General features: G+C 72.6%; 2 protein-coding genes. Both read right to left on the reverse strand.

What is annotated here, in order from left to right; translation table 11 throughout:
* Positions 1 to 3: 3 nt before the first annotated feature.
* The gene (locus ACH4K4_RS00065) at positions 4 to 9651 is read right to left on the reverse strand and encodes a type I polyketide synthase (protein ID WP_398163689.1); all 9648 of its coding nucleotides are present in this window, start codon (positions 9649 to 9651) and stop codon (positions 4 to 6) included.
* A 39-nt stretch (positions 9652 to 9690) separates the two neighbouring features.
* Positions 9691 to 24114: a type I polyketide synthase gene (locus tag ACH4K4_RS00070; protein WP_398163690.1), complete on the reverse strand. Its 14424-nt coding sequence runs from the start codon at positions 24112 to 24114 to the stop codon at positions 9691 to 9693.
* Positions 24115 to 24517 lie beyond the last annotated feature (403 nt).

Below are 24517 nucleotides of genomic sequence, written 5' to 3' on the forward strand. Positions count from 1 at the left end.
TACCTACCGGCCGAGTTCCTTGTGAATGAACTCGAATATCTCGTCGTCCGTTGCGGATCCGATCTTCTCCGCGACCGCCTGACGCCCCGAAGTGGCGCCGGCCTCGCTCCACCGGGACAGCAGCCCCTGCAGACGATCGGTGATCAACTGATGCGTCTTCTCGTCCGGCTTCGCCTCGGTCAGCAGCGACCCGAGCCGGTCGACCTCCTCGACGAGGGACCCCGGAGCCGACCCGTCCTGGAACTCCTCGTTCCAGAGGTACTCGGCCACAGCGACCGGAGTGGGGCAGTCGAACAGCAGGGTGGCGGGCAGTTGCAGGCCGGTGGCCGTGCTGAGCCGGTTGCGCAGCTCGACCGAGGTCAGCGAGTCGAAGCCCAGGTCGCTGAAGGCGCGCGTGGCCTCGACCGCGTCGGCCGACGCGTACTCCAACACCGCCGCCGCCTTGCTCTGCACCAGCGTGACCAGCGTCCGGTTCTGCTCGGCGCGCGAGAGGCCCGCCAACTGTTGCTTCAGGGACACGCCCGCGTCCGGGTCGGCCGACGCGTCCGTGCCGCCCGCGTCCAGGGCCTGCCGGACCTCGGGCAGGCTCCCGATGAGCGGGCTGGGCCGCCGCAGCGTGAAGGTCGGCGCGAACCGCGCCCAGTCCACGTCCGCGACCGTCACCAGGCCTTCGCCGCCGTCCAGGATCTGGGCGAGCGCCTGTACGGCCTGATCCGACTCCATGGCGTAGAGGCCGCCGCGCGCCATCCAGGCGGCGGTGTCCTCGTCGGTCATGCCGCCGCCGCTCCACGGACCCCACGCCACCGAGGTGGCGGGCAGCCCCTGCGCCCTGCGCTGTTCGGCCAGTCCGTCCAGGAAGGTGTTGGCCGCGCCATAGGCGGGCTGGACGCTGCTGCCCCAGGTCGCCGAGATCGACGAGAACAGCACGAACGCGTCCAGGTCCAGATCCCTGGTCAGCTCGTCCAGATGCACGGCACCCGCGGCCTTCGCCGCAAGCACCGTCGCCGTTTCGGCCAGATCGGTCTCCCGGACCGTAGTTGCCTGCCCCACGCCCGCAGTGTGCATCACGGAGGTCACCGACGGCCCGCTCGCCGAGACCCAGTTGAACACCCCGGCCAGATCGGCCCGGTCGCTCGCGTCGCAGGCCACGACGTCCACCCGGGTGCCCTGCGCGGCCAGTTCGGCGGCCGTCGCGGCGACACCGGCGGCGGCAGGGCCGGAGCGGCTGGTCAGGACCAGCCGCTGGGCGCCGCGTCCGGTCAGCCAGCGCGCCACATGCCCGCCGAGCGCACCGGTGCCACCGGTCACCAGCGCCGCTCCGCGCGGCGTCCATTCCTGGCCGACGGTCCGGGGGTGGGAGGCCCGGGTCAGCCTGCGGCCCAGGATCCCGGCCGGGCGGATGGCGACCTGGTCCTCACCGCACCAGGCCAGAACGGCGGCCAGCCGCGCCTCGGCCGTTTCGTCGAAGACGGCAGGCAGATCGATCAACCCGCCCCAGCGGTCCGGGTGCTCCAGGCCGACGACCCGGCCCAGGCCCCACACCTGCGACTGCACCGGGTTGGCAGGGCCCTCGTCCGAGCCGGCGGCCATCGCACCGGAGGTGGCCACCCACAGCGGTGCGGCCACCTCCGCCTCGCCCAGCGCTTGCACCAGAGTCAGCGTCGCGGCCAGTCCCGCGGACACCACCGGATACTCCGCCACCGGCGTCTCGTCCAGCGCGAGCAGCGACACGACGCCGGCGAACCCGGCTTCCGGCAGCTCCGCTCGGATCTGCTCGACCATGCGCGCACGCTCGGCCATGGCCGTGGTCTCCATGACCACCACCTCGGCGCCGCGGGCGGTCAGCACCGCCACGCTCCCCCGGGTCAGCTCGGCCGCCGCAGTTCCGGCAGGCGTCACCACCAGCCAGGTGCCGGGCAGCATCCCCGCTTCGGGCGCGGTGACCGGCGTCCAGGTCAGGCGGTAGCGCCAGTTCGCCGTCGCCGACTTGTCCTGCTCGCGGCGCCGCCAGGACGCCAGCGCGGGCAGCACCGCACTGAGCTGCTTCCGGTCCTCGATCGCCAACGTGTCCGCGACCTGTGCCAGGTCCCCGCCCTCGACCGCGGCCCAGAACTGCGCCTCGGCCGCCGTACTCGCACCATCACCACCCACCAGGGGGGCGGTCGTGGCGGCGGCCTCCAACCAGTACCGCTGGTGCTGGAAGGCATACGTCGGCAGCTCCACCGACTCCGCGGCAGGCAGCACCGCCTTCCAGTCCACCGGCAGCCCACCGACATACGCCTGCGCCAACGACGTCATCAGACGCCGGGCACCGCCGTTGTCCCGCTCCAGCGTGCCCACCGTCAGCACACCCATGTTCCCGGCGTCCTCGGCGGTCTCCGTCACCGCCGCGGTCAGCACCGGATGCGGGGAGACCTCGACGAACTCCCCATACCCCTCACCGAGCAGAACCCGGACGGCCTCCTCGAAGCGGACCATCTGCCGCAGATTCGCGTACCAGTACGCAGCATCCACCTCAGCGCCAGACACCCACTCGCCCGTAACGGTCGAAACCATCGGCACCCGACCCGCCCGCGGGGCAATCCCGGCAAGCTCCTTCGCCAGCACCGCTTCCAGCGGCTCCACCGCAGGGGAATGCGCCACGAAATCCGTCTCCGGGATACGCCAGCGCAGCACATGCCGCGAGGCCAACTCCCGCTCGAACTCCGCCAACGCACCCGGCTCACCCGACACCACCACAGCCGCCGGACCATTCACCGCAGCCACCGACAGCCGGTCATCCCAACGCTCGACCAACTCACGCACGGCCTCGGACGGCATCACCACCGACACCATCGAGCCCTCGACCGACAGACTCGACAGCGCCCGCGACCGCACCGCCACCACCCGCGCACCATCCTCAAGAGACAGCAACCCGGCCACCGTCGCCGCAGCAATCTCACCCTGCGAGTGACCCACCACCGCATCCGGAGACACACCAGCGGCCTCCCACACCGCCGCCAGCGACACCATCACCGCCCACAGCACCGGCTGCACCACATCCGCCGAATCCAGCCCCGGCGCACCCTCCCCACCCGCGAGCACCTCGGCGAGAGACCAGTCGACATGCGGTGCGAGTGCCTGCTCACACTCGGCCAACCGCGCCGCGAACACCGGACTCGACTGAGCCAACTCCCGACCCATACCCACCCACTGGGCGCCCTGACCCGCGAACACGAACACCGACCGCGCGCCCGAGCGCGCGACCCCGGACACCACCGAGTCCGCAGGCGCACCCGCGGCCAGACCCTCCAGGCCGGTCACCAGCTCCGTACGGTCGTTGCCCAGGACCACAGCGCGGTGCTCGAACGACGACCGCGTCGCCGCCAACGACCAGGCCACATCGGCAGGTTTCAGCTCCGGACGCTTGGACACCCACTCCCGCAGCCGACCCGCCTGCCCGGCCAGGCCCTTCGCCGACCGGCCCGACACCACCCACGCGGCCAGGCCGTCGGCCTCAACCACCGGGAGTGAAACGTCAGTCACCGGTGTGCTCGCTCCGGAACCGTCCTCGGACTCGCCGGTTTCGGCGGCCGGGGCTTCCTCGACGATGACGTGGGCGTTGGTGCCGCTCATGCCGAACGAGGACACACCGGCGCGACGCACCCGGCCTTCGGCCGTCCACGGCACCGGCTCGGTCAGCAGCCGTACGTCGCCGGCCGCCCAGTCCACGTGCGGCGAGCGCTCCTGCGCGTGCAGCGTCGCGGGCAGCTCGCGGTGCTGCAGGGCGAGCACCATCTTGATGACACCGGCCACGCCGGCCGCCGCCTGTGTGTGCCCAATGTTGGACTTCACCGAACCCAGCCACAGCGGCGGCTGGTCGGCGCGCTCCTGGCCGTACGTCGCAAGGAGCGCCTGCGCCTCGATCGGATCGCCCAGCGGGGTCCCCGTACCGTGCGCCTCCACCACGTCGACCTCGTCGGCGCGTACCCCGGCGTTGGCCAACGCGGCCCGGATCACCCGCTGCTGGGAGGGGCCGTTGGGCGCGGTCAGGCCGTTGGACGCGCCGTCCTGGTTGGTCGCGCTGCCGCGGATCACCGCGAGCACCTTGTGCCCGTTGCGGCGCGCGTCGGACAGCCGCTCCACCACCAGCATGCCCGCGCCCTCGCCCAGGCCCATGCCGTCGGCGTCCGCCGAGAACGGCTTGCACCGTCCGTCCGGGGCCAGCCCCATCTGCCGGCTGAACTGGTCGAACAGGAGCGGGTTGGCGGCCACCATGACGCCGCCGGCCAGGGCCAGCGTGCACTCCCCCGAGCGCACCGCCTGGCAGGCCAGGTGCAGCGCGACCAGGGACGAGGAGCACGCCGTGTCCACCGTCACCGCCGGGCCCTCAAGTCCCATGACGTAGGCCACCCGGCCGGACACCACGCTGGTCGAGATGCCCGTGACGAGGTGTCCGTCCAGCTCGCCCTGGAGGCCGGTGCTCCAGCCGTAGCCCGATGCGGAGGCGCCCGCGAAGACGCCCGTCGCGGAGCCGCGCAGCGACGTCGGGTCGATTCCGGCCCGTTCCATCGCCTCCCACGCCACCTCCAGCAGCAGCCGCTGCTGCGGGTCCATCGACACGGCCTCGCGCGGGCTGATCCCGAAGAACCCCGCGTCGAACCCGGTCGCGTCGTAGACGAAGCCACCCGCCCGTACGGGTTCGCCGGACTCCGCCACTTCGGCGTCGGTCCGGTCCTCGATGACCCAGCCCCGGTCCTCGGGCAGGACGGAGATGGCGTCGGTTCCGGCGGCCACCAGGTTCCACAGTTCTTCCGGGCTCGTCACGCCGCCCGGGTAGCGGCAGCTCATGCCGACGATCGCCAGCGGCTCGTCGCTGACCGCCGCCGCGACCGGCGCGGTCCTGGCGCTGTCGGTGACGCCCGCCAGTTGCGCGAGGAGGAACTCGGCGGCGGCCGTGGGCGTCGGGGCGTCGAACAGCAGGGTGGCGGGCAGCTTCAGGCCGGTGGCGGTGCTGAGCCGGTTGCGCAGTTCGACCGAGGTCAGCGAGTCGAAGCCCAGGTCGCTGAAGGCGCGGGTGGCCTCGACGGCCTCGGGCGAGGGGTAGTCGAGGACGTCCGCCGCCTTGGTCTGGACGAGGTTGACCAGCGTCCGGTTCTGGTCGGCGCGCGAGAGGCCGGCCAGCCGCTGCTTCAAGGACGCGCCCGCGTCCGAGTCGGCCGCGCCGTTGCCGGGGGCGTCCGCGTCGGTGTCGTCCAGGGCCTGCCGGACCTCGGGCAGGCCCTCGATGAGGGGGCTCGGCCGCCGCAGTGTGAACGGCGGGGCGAACCGCGCCCAGTCCACGGCCGCGACCGTCACCAGGTCTTCGCCGCCGTCCAGGACCTGCGCCAGGGCCTGGACGGCCAGGTCCTTGTCCATGACGAGCAGACCGCGGCGCAGCCCCTGCTCGGCACCGTCCGCATCGGTCATGCCACCGCCGCCCCACGAGCCCCAGGCCACTGAGGTGGCCGGCAGCCCCTGCGCCCTGCGGTGCTCGGCCAGTCCGTCCAGGAAGGCGTTGGCGGCGGCGTAGGCGGGCTGAAGGCCACTGCCCCAGGTCGCCGAGATCGACGAGAACAGCACGAACGCGTCCAGGTCCAGGTCCCTGGTCAGCTCGTCCAGGTGCACGGCACCCGCGGCCTTCGCCGCCACCACAGCGGCTGTCTCGGCCAGGTCGGTGTCCTCCACCGTGGTGGCCTGCACGACGCCCGCGGTGTGCAGCACCGCGGACAGGGTGGAACCGTCCGACGCTACCCAGTTGAACACCCCGGCCAGATCGGCCCGGTCGCTCGCGTCGCAGGCCACGACGTCCACCCGGGTGCCCTGCGCGGCCAGTTCGGCGGCCGTCGCGGCGACACCGGCGGCGGCAGGGCCGGAGCGGCTGGTCAGGACCAGCCGCTGGGCGCCGCGTCCGGTCAGCCAGCGCGCCACATGCCCGCCGAGCGCACCGGTGCCACCGGTGACCAGAGCGGTCCCGCGCGGCACCCAGTGCTCGGGGTTCTGGCGGGGCTGCGGGGCGCGCGTCAGCCTGCGGCCCAGGATCCCGGCCGGGCGGATGGCGACCTGGTCCTCACCGCACCCGGCCAGGACGGCGGCCAGCCGCGCCTCGGCCGTTTCGTCGAAGACGGCAGGCAGATCGATCAACCCGCCCCAGCGGTCCGGGTGCTCCAGGCCGACGACCCGGCCGAAGCCCCACACCAGCGACTGCACCGGGTTGGTCAGCGCCTCACCAGCTCCGGTGGCCGCCGCTCCGCGCGTGGTCACCCACAGCGGTGCGGCCACCTCCGCGTCGCCCAGCGCCTGCACCAGAGCCAGCGTCCTCGCGTACCCCTGGGCGACCACCGGGTACGCGGGGACGGGCGTCTCGTCCAGCGCCAGCAGCGACAGCACGCCGGCCACTGGCTCCGTGTCCTGCACGGCCTGGCCGATGACGGCCGCCATCGCGCCCCGGTCCAGGACGTCGGCGCCCACCTCGACCACGGCCGCGTCCGCTCCGCGAGCGGCCAGCGCTTGTACGCATCGCTGCGTCAACGCGTCCTCGGCCCGCCCGGCCAGCACCAGCCAGCGGCCGGCGAGCGCGGCGGGGTCGGGGTCCGCGACCGGCGCCCAGGTCACCCGGTAGCGCCAGTTCGCGGCCTCCGAACGGTTCCGCTCCCGCCGCCGCCAGGACGTCATGGCCTCCAGCACCTCGGCCAGGTGCTGCTGGTCCTCGATTTCCAGGACCTCGGCGATATGCGCCTGGTCCCCGCCCTCGACCGCCGCCCAGAATCGCGTTTCGGCGGCCGTGCTCGCGCCGTCGCCGCCCGCCGGGGGCGCGGTCCGCGCCGACTGGTCCAGCCAGTACCGCTGGTGCTGGAAGGCGTACGTCGGCAACTGCACCTGCTCAGCGGCGGGCAGCACCGCCTTCCAGTCCACGCTCAGCCCACCGGCGTACGCCTGCGCCAGCGACGTGATCAGACGCGTGGCGCCCGCGTTGTCGCGCTCCAGCGTGCCCGTCGTCAGCACACCGGTGATCCCGGCGTCCTCGGCGGTCTCCGTCACCGCCGCGGTCAGCACCGGGTGCGGCGACACCTCCACGAACGCACCGAACCCGCCGCTGACCAGCACGCGTACGGCCTCTTCGAAGCGGACCGTCTGCCGCAGGTTCGCGTACCAGTACGCAGCATCCACCTCACTGCCGGACACCCATTCGCCGGTGACCGTCGAGACCATCGGCACCCGGCCGGCCTGCGGGGTGATCCCGGCCAGCTCCTTCGCCAGCACCGCTTCCAGCGCCTCCACCGCCGGGGAATGCGCCACGAAGTCGGTCTCCGGGATACGCCAACGCAGCACATGCCGCGAGGCCAACTCCCGCTCGAACTCCGCCAACGCACCCGGCTCACCGGACACCACGACTGCGGCAGGCCCGTTCACCGCGGCCACCGACAGCCGCTCGCCCCAGCGCTCGACCAGCTCACGTACGGCCTGGGACGGCATGACCACCGAGACCATCGAGCCCTCGACCGAGAGGCTCGTCAGCGCACGCGACCGCACCGCCGCAACGCGGGCACCGTCCTCAAGGGTGAGCATCCCGGCGACCGTCGCAGCGGCAACCTCACCCTGCGAGTGGCCGACGACCGCGTCGGGAGCCACGCCTGCGGCTTCCCAGACGGCGGCCAGCGAGACCATCACGGCCCACAGCACCGGCTGCACCACATCCGCCGAGTTCAGCCCAGGCGCACCCTCCGCACCCGCGAGCACCTCGGCGAGAGACCAGTCCACATGCGGTGCGAGTGCCTGCTCACACTCGGCCAGTCGCGCCGCGAACACCGGACTCGACTGGGCCAGCTCACGTCCCATCCCGACCCACTGGGCACCTTGCCCCGCGAACACGAACACCGACCGCAGACCAGAGCGCGCTACCCCGGACACCACCGAACCCGCGGGTTCACCAGCGGCAACCCTCTGCAGACCGGTCACCAGCTCCTCGCGACCGCCACCCAGCACCACAGCGCGGTGCTCGAACGACGACCGCGTCGCCGCCAACGACCACGCCACATCCGCCGGTTCCAGCTCAGGGCGCTTGGCCACCCACTCCCGCAGCCGACCCGCCTGCGCGGCGAGACCCTGGGCCGACCGGCCCGACACCACCCACGCGGCCAGGCCGTCCGCCTCGACCACCGCGGGGGCGGCAGCCATCGGCTCGGCCTCGTCTACGGGCTCGTCCAGGACGGCCGCCAACTCGCCGTCCTCGTTCGTGGCCTCCGGCTTCGCGCCGTCCTCGGCCGGGGCCTCCTCCAGGATGATGTGTACGTTGGTGCCGCTCATGCCGAACGCGGACACACCGGCACGGCGTACCCGCTCGTCCGTCGGCCACGGCACCGACTCGGTCAACAGCCGTACGTCGCCGGCCGACCAGTCCACGTGCGGCGACGGGTCTTCCGCGTACAGGGACCTGGGCAGCCGCTGGTTCTGCAGCGCCAGCACCATCTTGATGATCCCGGCCATGCCGGCGGCCTGCTGGGTGTGCCCGATGTTGGACTTCACCGAACCCAACCACAGCGGCCGGTCCTCCGGCCGGTCCTGGCCGTAGGCGGCGATCACCGCCTGGGCCTCGATCGGGTCGCCCAGCGGGGTGCCCGTGCCGTGCGCCTCCACCACGTCGATGTCGCCGGGGGACAGCTTGGCGCTGGCCAGGGCGGCGCGGATGACGCGCTGCTGGGACGGGCCGTTGGGCGCAGTGAGCCCGTTGGACGCACCGTCCTGGTTGATCGCGGAGCCGCGTACCACCGCGAGCACCTGGTGCCCCTTGCGCCGCGCGTCCGACAGCCGCTCCACCACCACGACACCGGCGCCCTCGGCCACGCCCATGCCGTCGGCCGAGGCCGAGAAGGTCTTGCAGCGTCCGTCGGGGGACAGCCCGAGCGAGCTGCTGAAGTCGGTGAACAGCACGGGGGTGGCCGCGACGAACGCGCCCCCGACCAGCGCCATCGAGCACTCCCCGGACCGCAGCGCCTGGACGGCCAGGTGCAGCGAGACCAGGGACGACGAGCACGCGGTGTCCACCGTGACCGCCGGGCCCTCAAGACCCAGCGTGTAGGAGATACGGCCGGACAGGATGCTCGTCGCGTTGCCCGTCATCACATGGCCGTCGAGCTCGCCCTGCCGGCCCGTTATCCAGCCGTACCCGGATGCGGAAGCGCCCGCGAAGACGCCCGTCGCGGAGCCGCGCAGCGACGTCGGGTCGATTCCGGCCCGTTCCATCGCCTCCCACGCCACCTCCAGCAGCAGCCGCTGCTGCGGGTCCATCGACACGGCCTCGCGCGGGCTGATCCCGAAGAACCCCGCGTCGAACCCGGTCGCGTCGTAGACGAAACCGCCTGCTTCCACCTCAGGGGCGCCGGAGTCGGGGACATCGGGGTCACCGAATTCCCAGCCCCGGTCCTGGGGCAGACCGGCGATCGCGTCGCGCTCGGCGGCCAGGAGGTCCCACAGTGCCTCCGGGCTGCGCGCGCCGCCGGGGAACCGGCAGCTCATGCCGACGATCGCGATCGGCTCGTCACCGGCAGCCTCCAGCTCCTGCAAGCGCTGCCGAGTCTCATGCAGATTGGCGGTAACCCGCTTGAGGAAGTAGCGGAGTTTGTCTTCGCTCACTTACGTCACCCCGTCGAGGAAGTCGCGGCGGTTGCCATGTCAGTAAATTCCGAGTTCTTTGCCGATGAAGTCGAAGACTTCGTCGTCGGTTGACGATTCGAGCTTTTCCGCAACGCCGGCCTCGGCGTTCCGCTCCCGGGCCTCTTTCCATTTGGAAAGCACGACTTCGAGCCGGTTGGTGATCTGGGCGGATTCGTCGTCGCCGGTCAGCGCGGCGAGCATGCCTTCCAGCTTGTCCAGTTCGGCGAGCACGGGCTGGGCCGCGCTGGTCTCCTCGGACTGGCTGGCGCGCAGATGCTCGGCGAGCGCGGCCGGAGTGGGGTAGTCGAACAGCAACGTGCTGGGCAGGCTCAGTCCGGTGGCGGCGCCCAGCTTGTCGCGCAGTTCCACGGCGGTGAGCGAGTCGGCTCCCAGGTCGGTGAAGGACCGGTCGGCCTCGACGTCGTCGATGCTCGCGTGTCCCAGTACGGCCGCGGCCTCGGTCCGGACCAGGTCGATCAGGAGCCGGTCCTGTTCCGGCCGCGACAGGCCTGCCAGTCGCTGGGCCAGGGCGCTGCCCGCCTCCGTGCCGGCCGGGCCGTTGTCGTTCTCCAACGCGGCCAGGACCTCGGCGACTTCGGGCAGGCTCTCGATCAGCGGGCTGGGCCTGCGCACGGTGAACGGCGGCGCGAACCGCGACCAGTCCACATCCACGACGGTGATCACCCGGTCCTGGCCGTCGAGCACCTGGGCCAGCGCCTGGACGGCCCGCTCCGGCTCCAGCAGCCGCAGTCCGCGCCGCTGCATCTGGGCCGAGCCCTCCTCGTCGGTCATCCCGCCGCCGCCCCACGGGCCCCAGGCCACCGAGGTGGCGGCCAGACCGCGGGCCAGGCGGTTCTCCGCCAGGGCGTCCAGGAAGGTGTTGGCCGCCGCATAAGCGGGCTGCAGACCGCTGCCCCAGGTCGCCGCGATGGAGGAGAACAGCACGAACGCGTCCAGGTCCAGGTCCGCCGTCAGCCGGTCGAGGCTGGCGGCGCCCGCGGCCTTGGCCGCCATGACCGAGGCGAGTTCCGTCACCGAGGTGTCGTCGATCGCGGTCGCCTGCGCGCGGCCCGCGGCGTGCATCACAGCGGTCAGCGGCGGTCCGTCGGCGCCGATCCTGGCGATCACCCCGGCGAGCGCGGAGTCGTCGGCGGCATCGGCCGCGAGCACCTCCACATGTGCCCCGCCCGTCGCCAGCTCCGCGGCCAGCGCGGCCGCACTCGCCGCAGCGGGCCCGGACCGGCTCGTCAGTACGAGCCGCTGTGCGCCGCGCCCGGCCAGCCAGCGGGCCACGTGCCCGCCGATCGCACCGGTACCGCCGGTGATCAGGACACTGCCACGCGGCACCCAGCGCTCGGACCTCCCGCTGGGCTGCTCGGCCTTGGCCAGCCGACGGCCGAAGACCCCGGCCGGGCGGATCGCCACCTGGTCCTCGCCGCACCCGGCCAGCACCGCGCAGAGCCGGGCCGCGGCCTGCTCGTCGAAGTCGGCCGGCAGGTCGATCAGGCCGCCACCGTGGTCGGGGTGTTCCAGCGTGGCGACCCGGGCGAGTCCCCAGGTCTGTGCCTGTACGGGGTTGCTGAGCACCTCGTCCGACGCGACCGCGACGGCGCCGCGGGTGAGAACCCACGCCGGCGCATGGACCGCCAGGGCGATCAGGGCCTGGACCAGTGTCTGGGTCCCGGCCAGGCCGTTCGCCAGCACCGAGTGACCGGGCAGCGGTGTCTCGTCCAGTGCCAGCAGCGATACGACGCCGGAGACACCGCCTTCCGGGTACACCGCGCTGATCTGTGCCGCCAGTCGCTCGTGGTCGGTGATTTCGGTGGCCTCCACCGTCACCACCTCGGCACCCCTGGCGGCCAGCGCCTGCACACATCCCCGCGTCAGGTCGTCATCGGCTCGCCCGGACGCGGCCACCACCAGCCAGTGCCCCGTCAGCACTGCCGGACCGGGCTCGGCGACCGGCGTCCAGCCAACCTGGTAACGCCAGTTGGCGGTCGCCGAACGGTCCTGCTCACGGCGCCGCCAGGACGCCAGTGCGGGCAGTACGTCGCCGAGTTGCTTCTGGTCCTCAAGGGCCAGCGTGTCCGCGATCCGCGCCAGGTCGCCGTCCTCGACCGCGGCCCAGAACCGGGCCTCGGCCGCCGTGCTCGCACCATCGCCACCCGCGGTCGGCGCCGCAGTCGGGGCGGTCAGCACGCCGCTGGGCCAGTACTGCTGGTGCCGGAAGGCGTACGTGGGCAGCGCCACCCGCTCGCCGGCGGGCAGTACCGCGCTCCAGTCCACGGCGACACCGTTGACGAACGCCCGCGCCAGGCCGGTCACCAGACCGGTGACGCCGTGCCCGGCATGCTCCTTCCGCCGCTGGAGCGGAATGAACGCGCTCGCGTCGGCGCCGATACCCGCCACCGCGTCCGGGCCGAGCGCCGACAGGGAGCCGTCGGGGCCCACCTCGATGAACACCGACACACCCTGCTCGGCGAGCGCGGCCACCGCATCGGCGAAGCGCACCGCCTGCCGGGTCTGCGCCGGCCAGTACGCACTGTCGCACTCGGTCAGCACCTCACCACTCAGCGTACCCGCCCACAGCAGCTCCGGACGCCGATACGTCAACTCGCCCGCAATCGTGCCGAGTTCACCCAGGACCGGATCCATGGCAGCAGAGTGGAAGGCGTGCGAAACCCGCAGGCGCCGCACCCGACGACCCTCACCCCGCCAGTACTCCACCACCCGCTCCACCGCATCCGCCGCACCCGACACCACCACCGACTCCGGACCGTTGACCACCGCAATCGACACCCCGGACATGTCCGCCAGAGCGGCCAGCACATCGGCCTCGGAGGCGTTGATCGCCGCCATCGCACCGCCGCCGGGCAGCGCCTGCATCAGCCGCGCCCGCGCCGCCACCAGACGACACGCATCCGGCAACGACAGCACCCCGGCCACATACGCCGCAGCCACCTCACCCACCGAATGACCCACCACCGCATCGGCAACCACACCGGCCGCCTGCAACACCGCAGCCAAAGCCACCTCGAAGGCAAACAGACCCGCCTGCGCATACAACGTCTGATCCGTCAGGCCCTCATCGACACCGTCCACACCCAGCACGACATCGCGTACGGAGTCACATACGGAAGCTCCCAACTCCAGCTCCAGAAGCCCGCACACCCGGTCAAACGTCTCCGCAAACACCGGACTGCCGCCATACAGTGCCCGGCCCATGCCCAGCCACTGCGAACCCTGACCCGCGAACACCAGGCCCACCCGGGCGCCCTGCCGCGCCACACCCGAGACCACCGAACCCGCCGACACACCACCGGCCAGATTCTTCAGACCCGTCAACAGCTCCTCACGCTCACCACCCAACACCACAGCCCGGTGCTCGAACACCGACCGCGTCGTCGCCAACGACCAGCCCACATCCACCGGCGCCAACTCCGCACGAGCCGAAACCCACTCACGCAACCGGCCCGCCTGCGCCGCCAGACCCTCGGCCGACCGGCCCGACACCAGCCACGCACCGACCTCACCGGCCTTGACGACCGCCGGGGTCTCGGGCGCAGCGGCCCCCTCGTCCTCAGAGGGAGCCTCGGCAGGCTCGGGGGCCTCCTCCACGATGACGTGGGCGTTGGTACCGCTGATCCCGAACGCCGACACACCGGCGCGGCGCGCACGCTCCCCAGCGGGCCACGGGACTGCCTCGGCCAGCAGCTGCACCTCACCGGCCGACCAGTCCACGTGCGGTGACGGCTCCTCCACGTGCAGCGTCTTCGGCAGTTCGCCGTGCTGCATCGCCAGCACCATCTTGATGACTCCGGCCATGCCGGCCGCGGCCTGGGTGTGTCCGATGTTGGACTTCACCGAGCCCAGCCACAACGGCCGTTCACCGGCCCGCTCCTGGCCGTAGGTGGCCAGCAGTGCCTGCGCCTCGATCGGGTCGCCCAGCGGCGTTCCCGTACCGTGTGCCTCCACCACGTCCACGTCACTGGCGGACAGCTGGGCGCTGGCCAGGGCGGCGCGGATCACGCGCTGCTGGGACGGCCCGTTGGGAGCGGTCAGACCGTTGGACGCACCGTCCTGGTTCACCGCCGAGCCGCGCACCACCGCGAGCACCTTGTGGCCGTTGCGCACGGCGTCGGACAGCCGCTCCACGACGATCATGCCGGCGCCCTCGCCCACGCCCATGCCGTCGGCGGAGGCCGAGAACGCCTTGGAGCGTCCGTCGGCCGCCAGGCCGCGCTGCCGGGCGAAGCCCACCATCTCCCAGGGCGTCGCCATGACCGAGACGCCGCCGACCAGCGCCAGTGAGCACTCCCCGGACCGCAGTGCCTGCGCGGCCATGTGCAGCGCCACCAGCGAGGACGAACACGCGGTGTCCACCGTCACCGCCGGAGCCTCCAGGCCCAGCACGTAGGAAATACGGCCGGAGATGATGCTCGTCGCGTTGCCGGTCACCAGGTGGCCCTCGACCTGCCCGGCGCCGTCCTGGTCTGCGAGCTGAAGGCTGGCCAGCGCGTAGTTGGACGAGTAACCGCCGACGAAGACCCCGGTGCGCGAGCCGCGCAGCGATGCCGGGTCGAGGCCGGTGGACTCCAGGGCCTCCCAGGACAGTTCGAGCAGGAGGCGCTGCTGCGGGTCCATCGCGACCGCTTCGCGCGGGCTGATCCCGAAGAACCCCGCGTCGAACTCGGTCGCCTGATGGAGGAATCCGCCCCGTCGCGAGTAGGTGGTCCCGGCGTGCGCGGGATCGGGGTCGAACAGGGCCTCCGTGTCCCATCCGCGGTCCTGCGGGAACTCCGAGGTTCCTTCGCCGCCCGCGGCCAGCAACTCCCAGAGTTCTTCGGGGGTGTTCACCCCGCCGGGGAACCGGCAGCTCATCGCCACGACGGCGATCGGCTCGCCGTCGGCGGCCGGGACATCCGGGGCCGCCGTGTTCTCCGCCAGGGCGCCGAGCAGCGTCATCCGCAGGTGGTCGGCGAGCACCGTCGGGTTGGGGTAGTCGAACATCAGCGTCGCGGGCAGCGCGAGCCCCGTCACCGTGGCAATACGGTTCCGCAGCTCGACCGAGGTCAGCGAGTCGAAGCCCATCTCGCTGAAGGCGCGGCCGGGTTCGACGTCGTCGGAGTTCGAGTGGCCGAGCACGGCGGCGGCCTCGTCCCGTACCGCGTCCACGAGCATCCGGTCCTGCTCCGCCCGCGTCAGGCCGGTCAGCCGCTGGGCCAGCTCGCCCTCGGCCGGCTGCCCGCTGGTCTCCGCGCGCGGCGCCGCCTTGAGCTGCTGGACGTCCGGCAGGTCGCGCAGCAGCGGGATGTTCAGGAACTCCGCCTGGCCGGGAGCGGCCGCGAGTGCGGGCAGGTCGAGGTCCATCACCGTCAGTACGGTGTCCGGGCCCGTCAGTGCCCCGCCCAGCGCCTTGACCGCCAACTCCGGGTCCATCAGGACTTCCCAGCGGTTGCGGCGCAGCCGCTGCCGGGCGGCGTCGCTGGCCTGGGACACACCGTCGCCCGCCCAGGGGCCCCAGGCCACCGAGAGGGCGGTCAGGCCCCGGGAGCGCCGGTTGTCCGTCAGCGCGTCCAGGAACGCGTTCGCCGCCGCGTAGTTGGCCTGGCCCGCGCCGCCGAAGGTGGCCGCGGCCGAGGAGAACAGCACGAACGCGTCGAGGTCGAGGTCGGCGGTGAGTTCGTCGAGGTGGGCGGCGCCGGCGGCCTTGGCCGCGAGCGCGGTGGCCAGCCGGTCGGCGGTCATCCGGTCGAGCACGCCGTCGTCGAGGACGCCCGCGGTGTGCATGACCGCGGTCAGCGGCGGCCCGTCGGCCGCGATGCGGTCGATGAGTGCGGACAGGCCGGGGCGCAGGGCGCTGTCGCAGGTGCTGATCTCTACATGGGCCCCGGCGGCCGCCAGGCTCGCGGCCAGCTCCACGGCGCCGTCGGCGGTGGGTCCCGACCGGCTGGCCAGGACGAGTCGCTGCGCACCGCGGTCGGCCAGCCAGCGGGCCACGTGGCCGCCGATCGCGCCGGTTCCGCCGGTGATCAGCACGGTGCCGCGCGGCGTCCAGTCCTGGCCCGTCTTGGGCTGCGGGGCCCGGGTCAGGCGGCGGCCCAGGATCCCCGCGGGCCGGATCGCCACTTCGTCCTCGTCGCAGCCGGCGAGCACCGAGCACAGGCGGCTCGCGGCACGTTCGTCGAACACGGGGGGCAGGTCGATCAGACCGCCCCAGCGTTCCGGCTGCTCCAGGGATACGACACGGCCGAGTCCCCAGGTCTGCGCCTGCACCGGGCGGTCGAGCACATCGCCGGGACCGGTGGCGACCGCCCCGGAGGTGAGCATCCACAGCGGCGCGGCGACCCCCGCGTCGGTCAGTGCCTGCAACAGGGTCAGCGTGCCGAGCACTCCCCCGGGCACCGCGGGCCACTGCGTGGTCGGCGCCTCGTCCAGCGCCAGCAGCGACACCACGGCGGTCACCCGCGCCGGTGCCTGCTCTTCGGCGCCGGTCCGCAGGGTCCGGGTGATCTCGGCGGCCAGCTGCTCGCGCCGCGCCGTGCCGGGCTCGACCTCGACGACCACGGTGCGGGCGCCCCGGGCGGCGAGCGCCCGTATGCAGGCCTGGGTCAACTCCTGGGTACGGCCGGCCCGGTGGGCCGGGACCGCCACCAGCCAGGTACCGGTCAGGGTGACCGGTGCCGGGTCGGTGAGGGGGGCCCAGTTGACCCGGAACCGCCAGTTGCCCGTGACGTCCCGCTCCCGTTCGCGCCGTCGCCAGGTGGCGAGCGAGGGCAGCACCTCGTTGAAGGACCGCTGTCCGTCCACCGCCAGCGTGTCGGCCAGGTGTTGCAGGTCCCCGCCCTCGACCGCCGCCCAGAAGCGGGCCTCGGCCTCCGTTGCCGCGCCGTCCCCGCCGGTGGCCGCCGGGGTGTTCACGCGGGACGCGCCGAGCCAGTACCGCTGGTGCTGGAAGGCGTAGGTGGGCAGGTCCGTGCGCCGTCCTGCGGGCAGCACCTGCTGCCAGTCGACGGCGGTGCCGCCCACGTACACCTGGGCGAGCGCCGTCAGCAGCCGCCGCGGGCCGCTGTCCTCGCGGGTCAGCGTCCCGGTGATCACCGGGGTGCCGGCCGCGCCCATGTCCTCGATCGTCTCGGCGATCCCGGTGGTCAGCACCGGCTGCGGGGACACCTCGATGAAGGTACGGTTCCCGGCCGCTGCCAGCTCCCGGATCGCCTCGTCGAAGCGGACCGTGTGGCGGACGTTGGCGAACCAGTACCCGGGGTCCAGCTCCGTGCCGTCCATCCACCGGCACTCCACGGTGGAGAACAGCGGGGTCCGGCCGGCTCCCGGCGCGATGCCCGCCAGGCTTTCGGTCAGTTCACCGGCCAGTTGTTCCACTCCGGCCGAGTGCGCCACGAAGTCGGTCACCGGGATCGGCCACCGCATGACGTGCCGGGCCGCGAGTTCGGCCCCGAACTCCGCCAGCGCGTCGGTCTCGCCGGAGACCACGGTGGCGGCGGGTCCGTTGACCGCCGCGACGGACAGCCGGTCGCCCCAGGGGGCCAGCAGTTCCCGTACGGCCGCCGCGGGCATCACGACGGAGAGCATCCCGCCGCCGGTGCCCAGCCCGGACAGCGCCCGGCTGCGTACCGCCACGACCTTGGCGGCGTCCTCAAGGGACAGGATGCCCGCGACCGTGGCCGCCGCGATCTCGCCCTGGGAGTGGCCCACCACCGCGCCCGGCGTGACGCCGGCCGCCTCCCACACCGCGGCCAGCGACACCAGCACCGCCCACAGCGCGGGCTGGACCACGTCGGCCCGCTCCAGGCCGGGTGCGCCGTCCGCTCCGGCCAGCACATCGGCCAGGGACCAGTCCACATACGGTTCCAGGGCCCGCTCGCACTCGGTGATCCGGGCCGCGAAGACGGGCGAGGTCTCCAGCAGCTCCCGGCCCATTCCCGCCCATTGGGCGCCCTGGCCGGGGAAGACGAACACCGCCTCGCTCGCTTCGGCGGCCGCGGCCGTCCCGGTGACGACGCCGGGCGCCGGCTCCCCGGCCGCCACTGCGGCCAGGCCCTTCGTCAGTTCCTCGCGTCCGCTGCCGGTCACCACGGACCGGTACTCGAACACGGAGCGGGTCTGCGTCAGCGACCACGCGACGTCCGCCGGGTCCACCTCCGGGCGTTTTGCGGCGTATTCGGCGAGGCGGGCCGCCTGCATCCGCATGCCCTCCGCCGTCCGTCCCGACACCACCCAGGCGCAGGTTCCGCCGGCGTCGAGGGCCGCGGGGGCTTCGTCGGGCGCCCCGGCGCCCTCGGTGTCCGCGGCCCTCTCGTCGTCCGCGGGCTCGGGGGCCTCTTCGAGGATGATGTGCGCGTTGGTACCGCTGACGCCGAAGGAGGACACACCCGCCCGGCGCGGCCGGCCGTCGGTCTCCCAGCGCCGCGCCTCGGTCAGCAGCCGTACCTGGCCCGCCGTCCAGTCCACGTGCGGCGAGGGCTCGTCCGCGTGCAGCGTCTGCGGCAGCTGCTTGTGCTGCAGCGCGAGGACCATCTTGATCAGTCCGCCGATGCCGGCCGCGGCCTGGGGGTGTCCGATGTTGGACTTCACCGACCCCAGCCACAGCGGCTGTCCCTCCGGCCGGTCCTGGCCGTAGGTGGCGATCACCGCCTGTGCCTCGATCGGGTCGCCGAGCACCGTCCCCGAGCCGTGCGCCTCGACCACGTCCACATCGGCGGTGGACAGTTGGGCGCTGGCCAGGGCGGCCCGGATGACCCGCTGCTGCGAGGGGCCGTTGGGCGCGGTCAGACCGTTGGACGCGCCGTCCTGGTTCACCGCGGAGCCGCGCACCACGGCCAGCACCGGGTGTCCGTTCTTGCGGGCGTCCGACAGCCGCTCCAACACCACCATGCCCGCGCCCTCGGAGATGCCCATGCCGTCGGCGTCGGCCGAGAACGACTTGGACCGGCCGTCGGGGGCCAGGCCCCGCTGCCTGCTGACCCAGACGAACAGGTCGGGGGTGGCCGCCACGAACGCCGCTCCGGCCAGCGCCAGCGAGCACTCCCCGGACCGCAGCGCCTGCGCGGCCAGGTTCACCGACACCAGCGCCGACGAGCAGGCCGTGTCGACCGTGACCGCCGGGCCCTCCAGTCCGAGGGTGTAGGAGATACGGCCGGAGAGCACGCTGGTCGTGATGCCCGTCAGCAGGTGTGCGTCCAGGCCCTCGGCGGAGTCGACGGCCATGCCGTATCCCGTGAAGCTCGCGCCCGCGAACACCCCGGTCCGGCTGCCGCGCAGCGACGACTGGACAATGCCCGCCCGCTCCAGCGCCTCCCAGGACGTCTCCAGCAGCAGCCGCTGCTGCGGGTCCATGGCCAGCGCCTCGCGCGGGCTGATGCCGAAGAATCCCGCGTCGAACTCGGTCGCGTCGTAGACGAACCCGCCCTGACGCACGTACGAGGTCCCGGTCCGGTCCGGATCCGGGTCGTACAGGCCGTCCAGGTCCCACCCGCGGTCCTGCGGGAACGCCCCGATCGCGTCCGTGCCCGAAGCCAGCAGCTCCCACAGCTCCTCGGGGCTTCTGACGCCGCCGGGGAAGCGGCAGCTCATGCCGACGATCACCACGGGGTCGTCGTCAGCGGGCGCCTGGCTCACCAGTACGGCGCTGCTCCTCGCCTGGACGCCCAGCAGTTCGGAGCGCAGGTATCCGGCGAGCACCGACGGAGTCGGGTAGTCGAAGAGCAGCGTCGCGGGCAGTTTGAGGCCGGTGCTCGCGCCGAGCCTGTTGCGCAGTTCGACGGCGGTCAGGGAGTCGAAGCCCAGGTCGCTGAAGGCCCGGCTGCTCCCGATGGCCTCCGGCGACGGGTACTCCAGCACCGCCGCGGCCTCGGCCTTGACCAGATTGGCCAGTGTCCGGTCCTGCTCGGCAGCCGGCAGTTCCGCCAGCTGCCGCTGCAAGTTCGTACCGGCGTCCGGGTCGGGGGCCGTGCCGCTCGCGGTCGCGTCGCCGCTGTCCAGGGCCTGCCGGACCTCGGGCAGGCCCTCGATGAGCGGGCTGGGCCGCCGCAGCGTGAACGGCGGGGCGAACCGCGCCCAGTCCACGTCCGCGACCGTCACCAGGCCTTCGTCGCCGTCCAGGACCTCCGCCAGTGCCTGGACGGCCAGGGCGGGGCTCATCAGTCGCAGCCCGCGCCGCTCCAGCCGGATCCCGTCCTCGCCGGAGCTCATCGCGCCGCCGTTCCACGGGCCCCAGGCCACCGAGGTCGCGGGCTTGCCCTCGGCGCGGCGGCGCTCAGCCAGCGCGTCCAGGAAGGCGTTCGCCGCGGAGAATCCCGGCTGCCGGCCACCGCCCCAGACAGCGGCGACCGAGGAGAACAGCACGAACGCGTCGAGGTCCAGGTCCGCGGTCAGCTCATCGAGCCGGACCGCCGCTTCCGCCTTCGCCGCGAGCACCGGGGCGAGCTCCGCCACGTCGATGCTGTCGATCGGCCTGTCGTCGACGATCTCCGCGGTGTGCACCACGGCGGTCAGCGGAACGGACGCCCCGGCCCGGTTCACCACGGAGGCCAGCTCGGCAGAGTGCCCCGTGTCGCACGCCACGATGTCCACGAAGGCGCCCTGGGAGGCCAGTTCGGCTGCCAGTGCCGCCACGCCGGGGGCGGCGGGACCGGTACGGCCGGTCAGCACCAGGCGGGGCGTGCCCCGTTCGGCCAGCCAGCGCGCTATGTGCCCGCCGATTTCAGCGGTGCCGTCGGTGACCAGCGCGCTTCCGCGCGGCTTCCAGCGTGTCCCGGAACCGTGCGACTGCGCGATGCGGGACAGCCTGCGGCCCAGGAGGCCGGTCTCCCGGATCGCGACCTGGTCCTCATCACCACGGGACACCACCGCCGTGAGGCTCTTACCTGTACGTTCGTCGAACACGGCGGGCAGGTCGATCAGTCCGCCCCAGCGGTCCGGGTGTTCCAGGGCCACGACCCGGCCCAGTCCCCAGACCTGCGACTGCACCGGATTGGCGGGTGCCTCGCCCGAGGCGGCCGCGACGGCGCCACAGGTGAGAACCCAGAGCGGTGCGGTCACTGCGGCGTCGCCGAGAGCCTGCACCAGGGTGAGCGTGGCGGCCAGCCCCGCGGACACCACCGGGTGGTCCGGCACGGGCGTCTCGTCCAGCGCCAGCAGCGACACGACACCGGCGAACCCGGCTTCCGGCAGGTGCTCGCGGAGCTGCTCGACCATGCGCGCACGCTCGGCCATTGCCGAGCTCTCCACGACCACGGGCTCGGCACCATGGGCGGCCAACGCCGCCACACAACCCCCCGCCACACCAGCCGCGGCCGGCCCGGCCGGCACCACAACCAGCCACCGCCCCGACAACCCGGCGACACCCAGCTCCACCACCGGCGCCCACGACACACGATAACGCCAGCCGGCCGTCACCGACCGGCCCAGCTCACGCCGCCGCCACGACGCCAGCACCGGCAACACCGCACCAAGCTGTTCCCGGTCCTCCACCGCCAATGTCTCCGCAAGCTCCGCCACATCACCCCCCTCGACCGCCGCCCAGAACCGCGCCTCCGCCGCCACACCCTCGCCGCCTACCGGGGCGGCAGCCGGAACAGCCGCCTCCAACCAGTACCGCCGACGCTGGAAGGCATACGTCGGCAACTCCACCACCGCTGCCGCAGGCAACACCGCCCTCCACTCCACATCCAGCCCACCGGCATACGCCCGCGCCAACGACCTCACCAAACACACCGCACCGCCCTCACCCCGCTCCAACGTCCCCACCGTCAGCACACCCGCGCTCCCGGCGTCCTCGGCGGTCTCCGCCACCGCCCCCGTCAGCACGGGATGCGGCGACACCTCCACAAACGCACCGAACCCACCACCGAGCAACACCCGCACGGCCTCCTCAAACCGCACCGTCCGCCGCAGATTCGCATACCAATACCCCGCATCCACCTCATCACCCGACACCCACCCACCCGTCACAGTGGAAACCATCGGCACCCGACCAGCCCGCCCGACAACCCCCGCAAGCTCCCGCCCCAACACCGCCTCCAACGGCTCCACCGCAGACGAATGCGCCACAAAATCCGTCTGCGCCACACGCCACCGCAACACCCGCCGCGACGCCAGCTCCCGCTCGAACTCCGCCAACGCCTCCAACTCACCCGAAACCACCACCGACGCCGGACCATTGACCGCCGCCACCGACAACCGCCCACCCCAGCGCCCCACCAACTCACCCACAGCCTCCGACGGCATCACCACCGACACCATCGACCCCTCAACCGCCAAACCCGCCAACGCGCGCGACCGCACCACCACCACCCGCGCACCATCCTCCAGCGACAACATCCCCGCCACCGTCGCCGCAGCAATCTCACCCTGCGAATGCCCCACCACCGCATCCGGCACCACACCCGCCGCCTCCCACACCGCCGCAAGGGAGACCATCACCGCCCACAACACCGGCTGCACCACATCGGCAGCCTCCAACGCAGGCGCACCCTCCACACCCGCCAGGACATCACTCAGCGACCAGTCCACCAACGGCGCCAGCGCCTGCTCACACTCCGCCAGCCGCGCCGCGAACACCGGGCTGGAGCCCACCAGCTCCCGGCCCATACCCACCCACTGCGAACCCTGACCCGCGAACACGAACGCCGTCCGGCCGCTGGAGCGAGCCACCCCGGACACCACCGACCGCGTGGACACCCCGCCGGCCAGACTCTCCAGGCCGGTCACCAGCTCCTCACGGCCACCACCCAGCACCACCGCCCGGTGCTCGAACGACGACCGCGTCGCCGCCAACGACCACCCCACATCGGCCGGTTGCAACTCCGGCCGCCGGGCCACCCACTCCCGCAACCGGTCCGCCTGCGCCGAAAGACCCTCGGCCGTACGACCCGACACCACCCACGCGCTGACATCACCGGCCTCGACAACGGCGGGGACGACAGCCGGCTCGACCTCGACGACGGCGGTGCCGTCGCTGCTCTTGCCCGACTCGGTGCCTTCGACGTCCTCGCCGGTGGGCCCGCCGCCGACGAGCGTCGACTCGCCCGTCTCCGCGGGAGCTTCCTCCAGGATGACGTGGGCGTTGGTGCCGCTCATTCCGAACGAGGACACACCGGCGCGGCGCATCCGTTCCCCGGCGGGCCACGGCCTGGCCTCGGTCAGCAGCCGCACCTCACCGGCCGCCCAGTCCACGTGCGGCGTCGGCTCGTCCACGTGCAGCGTCCGCGGCAGTTCCTCGTGCTGGAGGGCGAGCACCATCTTGATCACACCTGCCACACCGGCCGCCGCCTGCGTGTGCCCGATGTTGGACTTCACCGAACCCAGCCACAACGGCGGCCTTTCCGCGCGCTCCTGGCCGTACGTCGCGAGCAGCGCTTCGGCCTCGATCGGGTCGCCCAGCGTGGTCGCCGAACCGTGTGCCTCCACCACGTCCACATCGGCGGCGGACAGCCGGGCACTCGCCAGCGCGGCACGGATCACCCGCTGCTGGGACGGACCATTGGGGGCGGTCAGGCCGTTGGACGCGCCGTCCTGGTTGATGGCGCTGCCGCGGATCACCGCGAGCACCTTGTGCCCGTTGCGGCGCGCGTCCGACAGGCGCTCCACCACGAGGACGCCGGCGCCCTCACCCCAGCCGGAGCCGTCCGCTGCCGCGCTGAAGGACCTGCACCGCCCGTCCACCGACATGCCCCGCTGGCGGGAGAACCCCACGAAGACGCCGGGCGTGGCCACCACGGTGACGCCGCCGACCAGGGCCAGCGAACATTCCCCCGACCGCAGCGACTGGGTGGCCATGTGGAGGGCCACCAGGGACGACGAGCACGCCGTGTCCACCGTGACGGCCGGGCCTTCGAGGCCGAGGGTGAACGCCAGGCGCCCCGACAGGACGCTGGTCGAGATGCCGGTGACGAGATGGCCCTCGGAGCCGGCGGTCTCGGCCGAGGGGCCCATGCCGTAGCCCGAACTGTAGGAGCCGGTGAACACACCGGTCTGGCTGCCGCGCAGGGATGCCGCGTCGACGCCCGACTTTTCGAGAGCTTCCCAGGCGACTTCCAGCAGCAGCCGCTGCTGGGGGTCCATCATGAGTGCCTCGCGCGGGCTGATCCCGAAGAACCCCGCGTCGAACTCGGCCACGTCGTACACGAATCCGCCGTGGCGCGCGTACGAGGTTCCGGGGTGGTCCGGGTCGGGGTCGTAGAGGTTCTCCAGGTCCCAGCCACGGTCCTGGGGAAACGCCCCGATCGCGTCCGTGCCCTCGGCCACCAGCTGCCACAGGTCCTCGGGGCTCCGGGCCCCGCCGGGGAACCGGCACCCCATCCCGACGATCGCGATGGGTTCCTGGCTCCGTTCCTCGACCTCAGCCAGTCGACGGCGGACCTGGCGCAGATTAGCCGTCACGAGCTTGAGGTAATCGCGGAGCTTGTCTTCGTTGGCCATTTCTTCCGCCACTCCTGCTTGCCGAGGATATGCACGTCTGCCGCGCTGCGGTATTACCGCGGGAAATTTCGCAAGATGCCACTCGGGCACGGCGGAGGAGAAACGACCAGGATCAGCAATGAGAACTGGCACGCTTTACTGCGGCAGGGATCGAAGTGACCACCGCGGCCGGCGACAGGGGAACCTCACCGACGCGTTCGCCTCCTGGCCCGAGAGCCAGTGACAAATTATCCCTGCAACTCGCCACCTCGCGCTTGCCGCCAGTTACCTTCTCAATAATCAGAGGAAGACGCCGGGTGAATTACCAAAACCTTGATCCGGCTCACCGGCAACTGGAACGTATCCGCGTCCGTCGAGTCCACGCAACGTGGCAGTTGAACACTTGAACCGTGCACAGGAGTTG

The sequence above is a fragment of the Streptomyces sp. NPDC017529 genome (genome assembly GCF_044329785.1).
Lineage (GTDB): Bacteria > Actinomycetota > Actinomycetes > Streptomycetales > Streptomycetaceae > Streptomyces.

Coding starts and splice junctions, on each gene's coding strand:
- ACH4K4_RS00070 (WP_398163690.1), bottom strand. CDS start 24,114: ATGGCCAACGAAGACAAGCTCCGCGATTACCTCAAGCTCGTGACGGCT.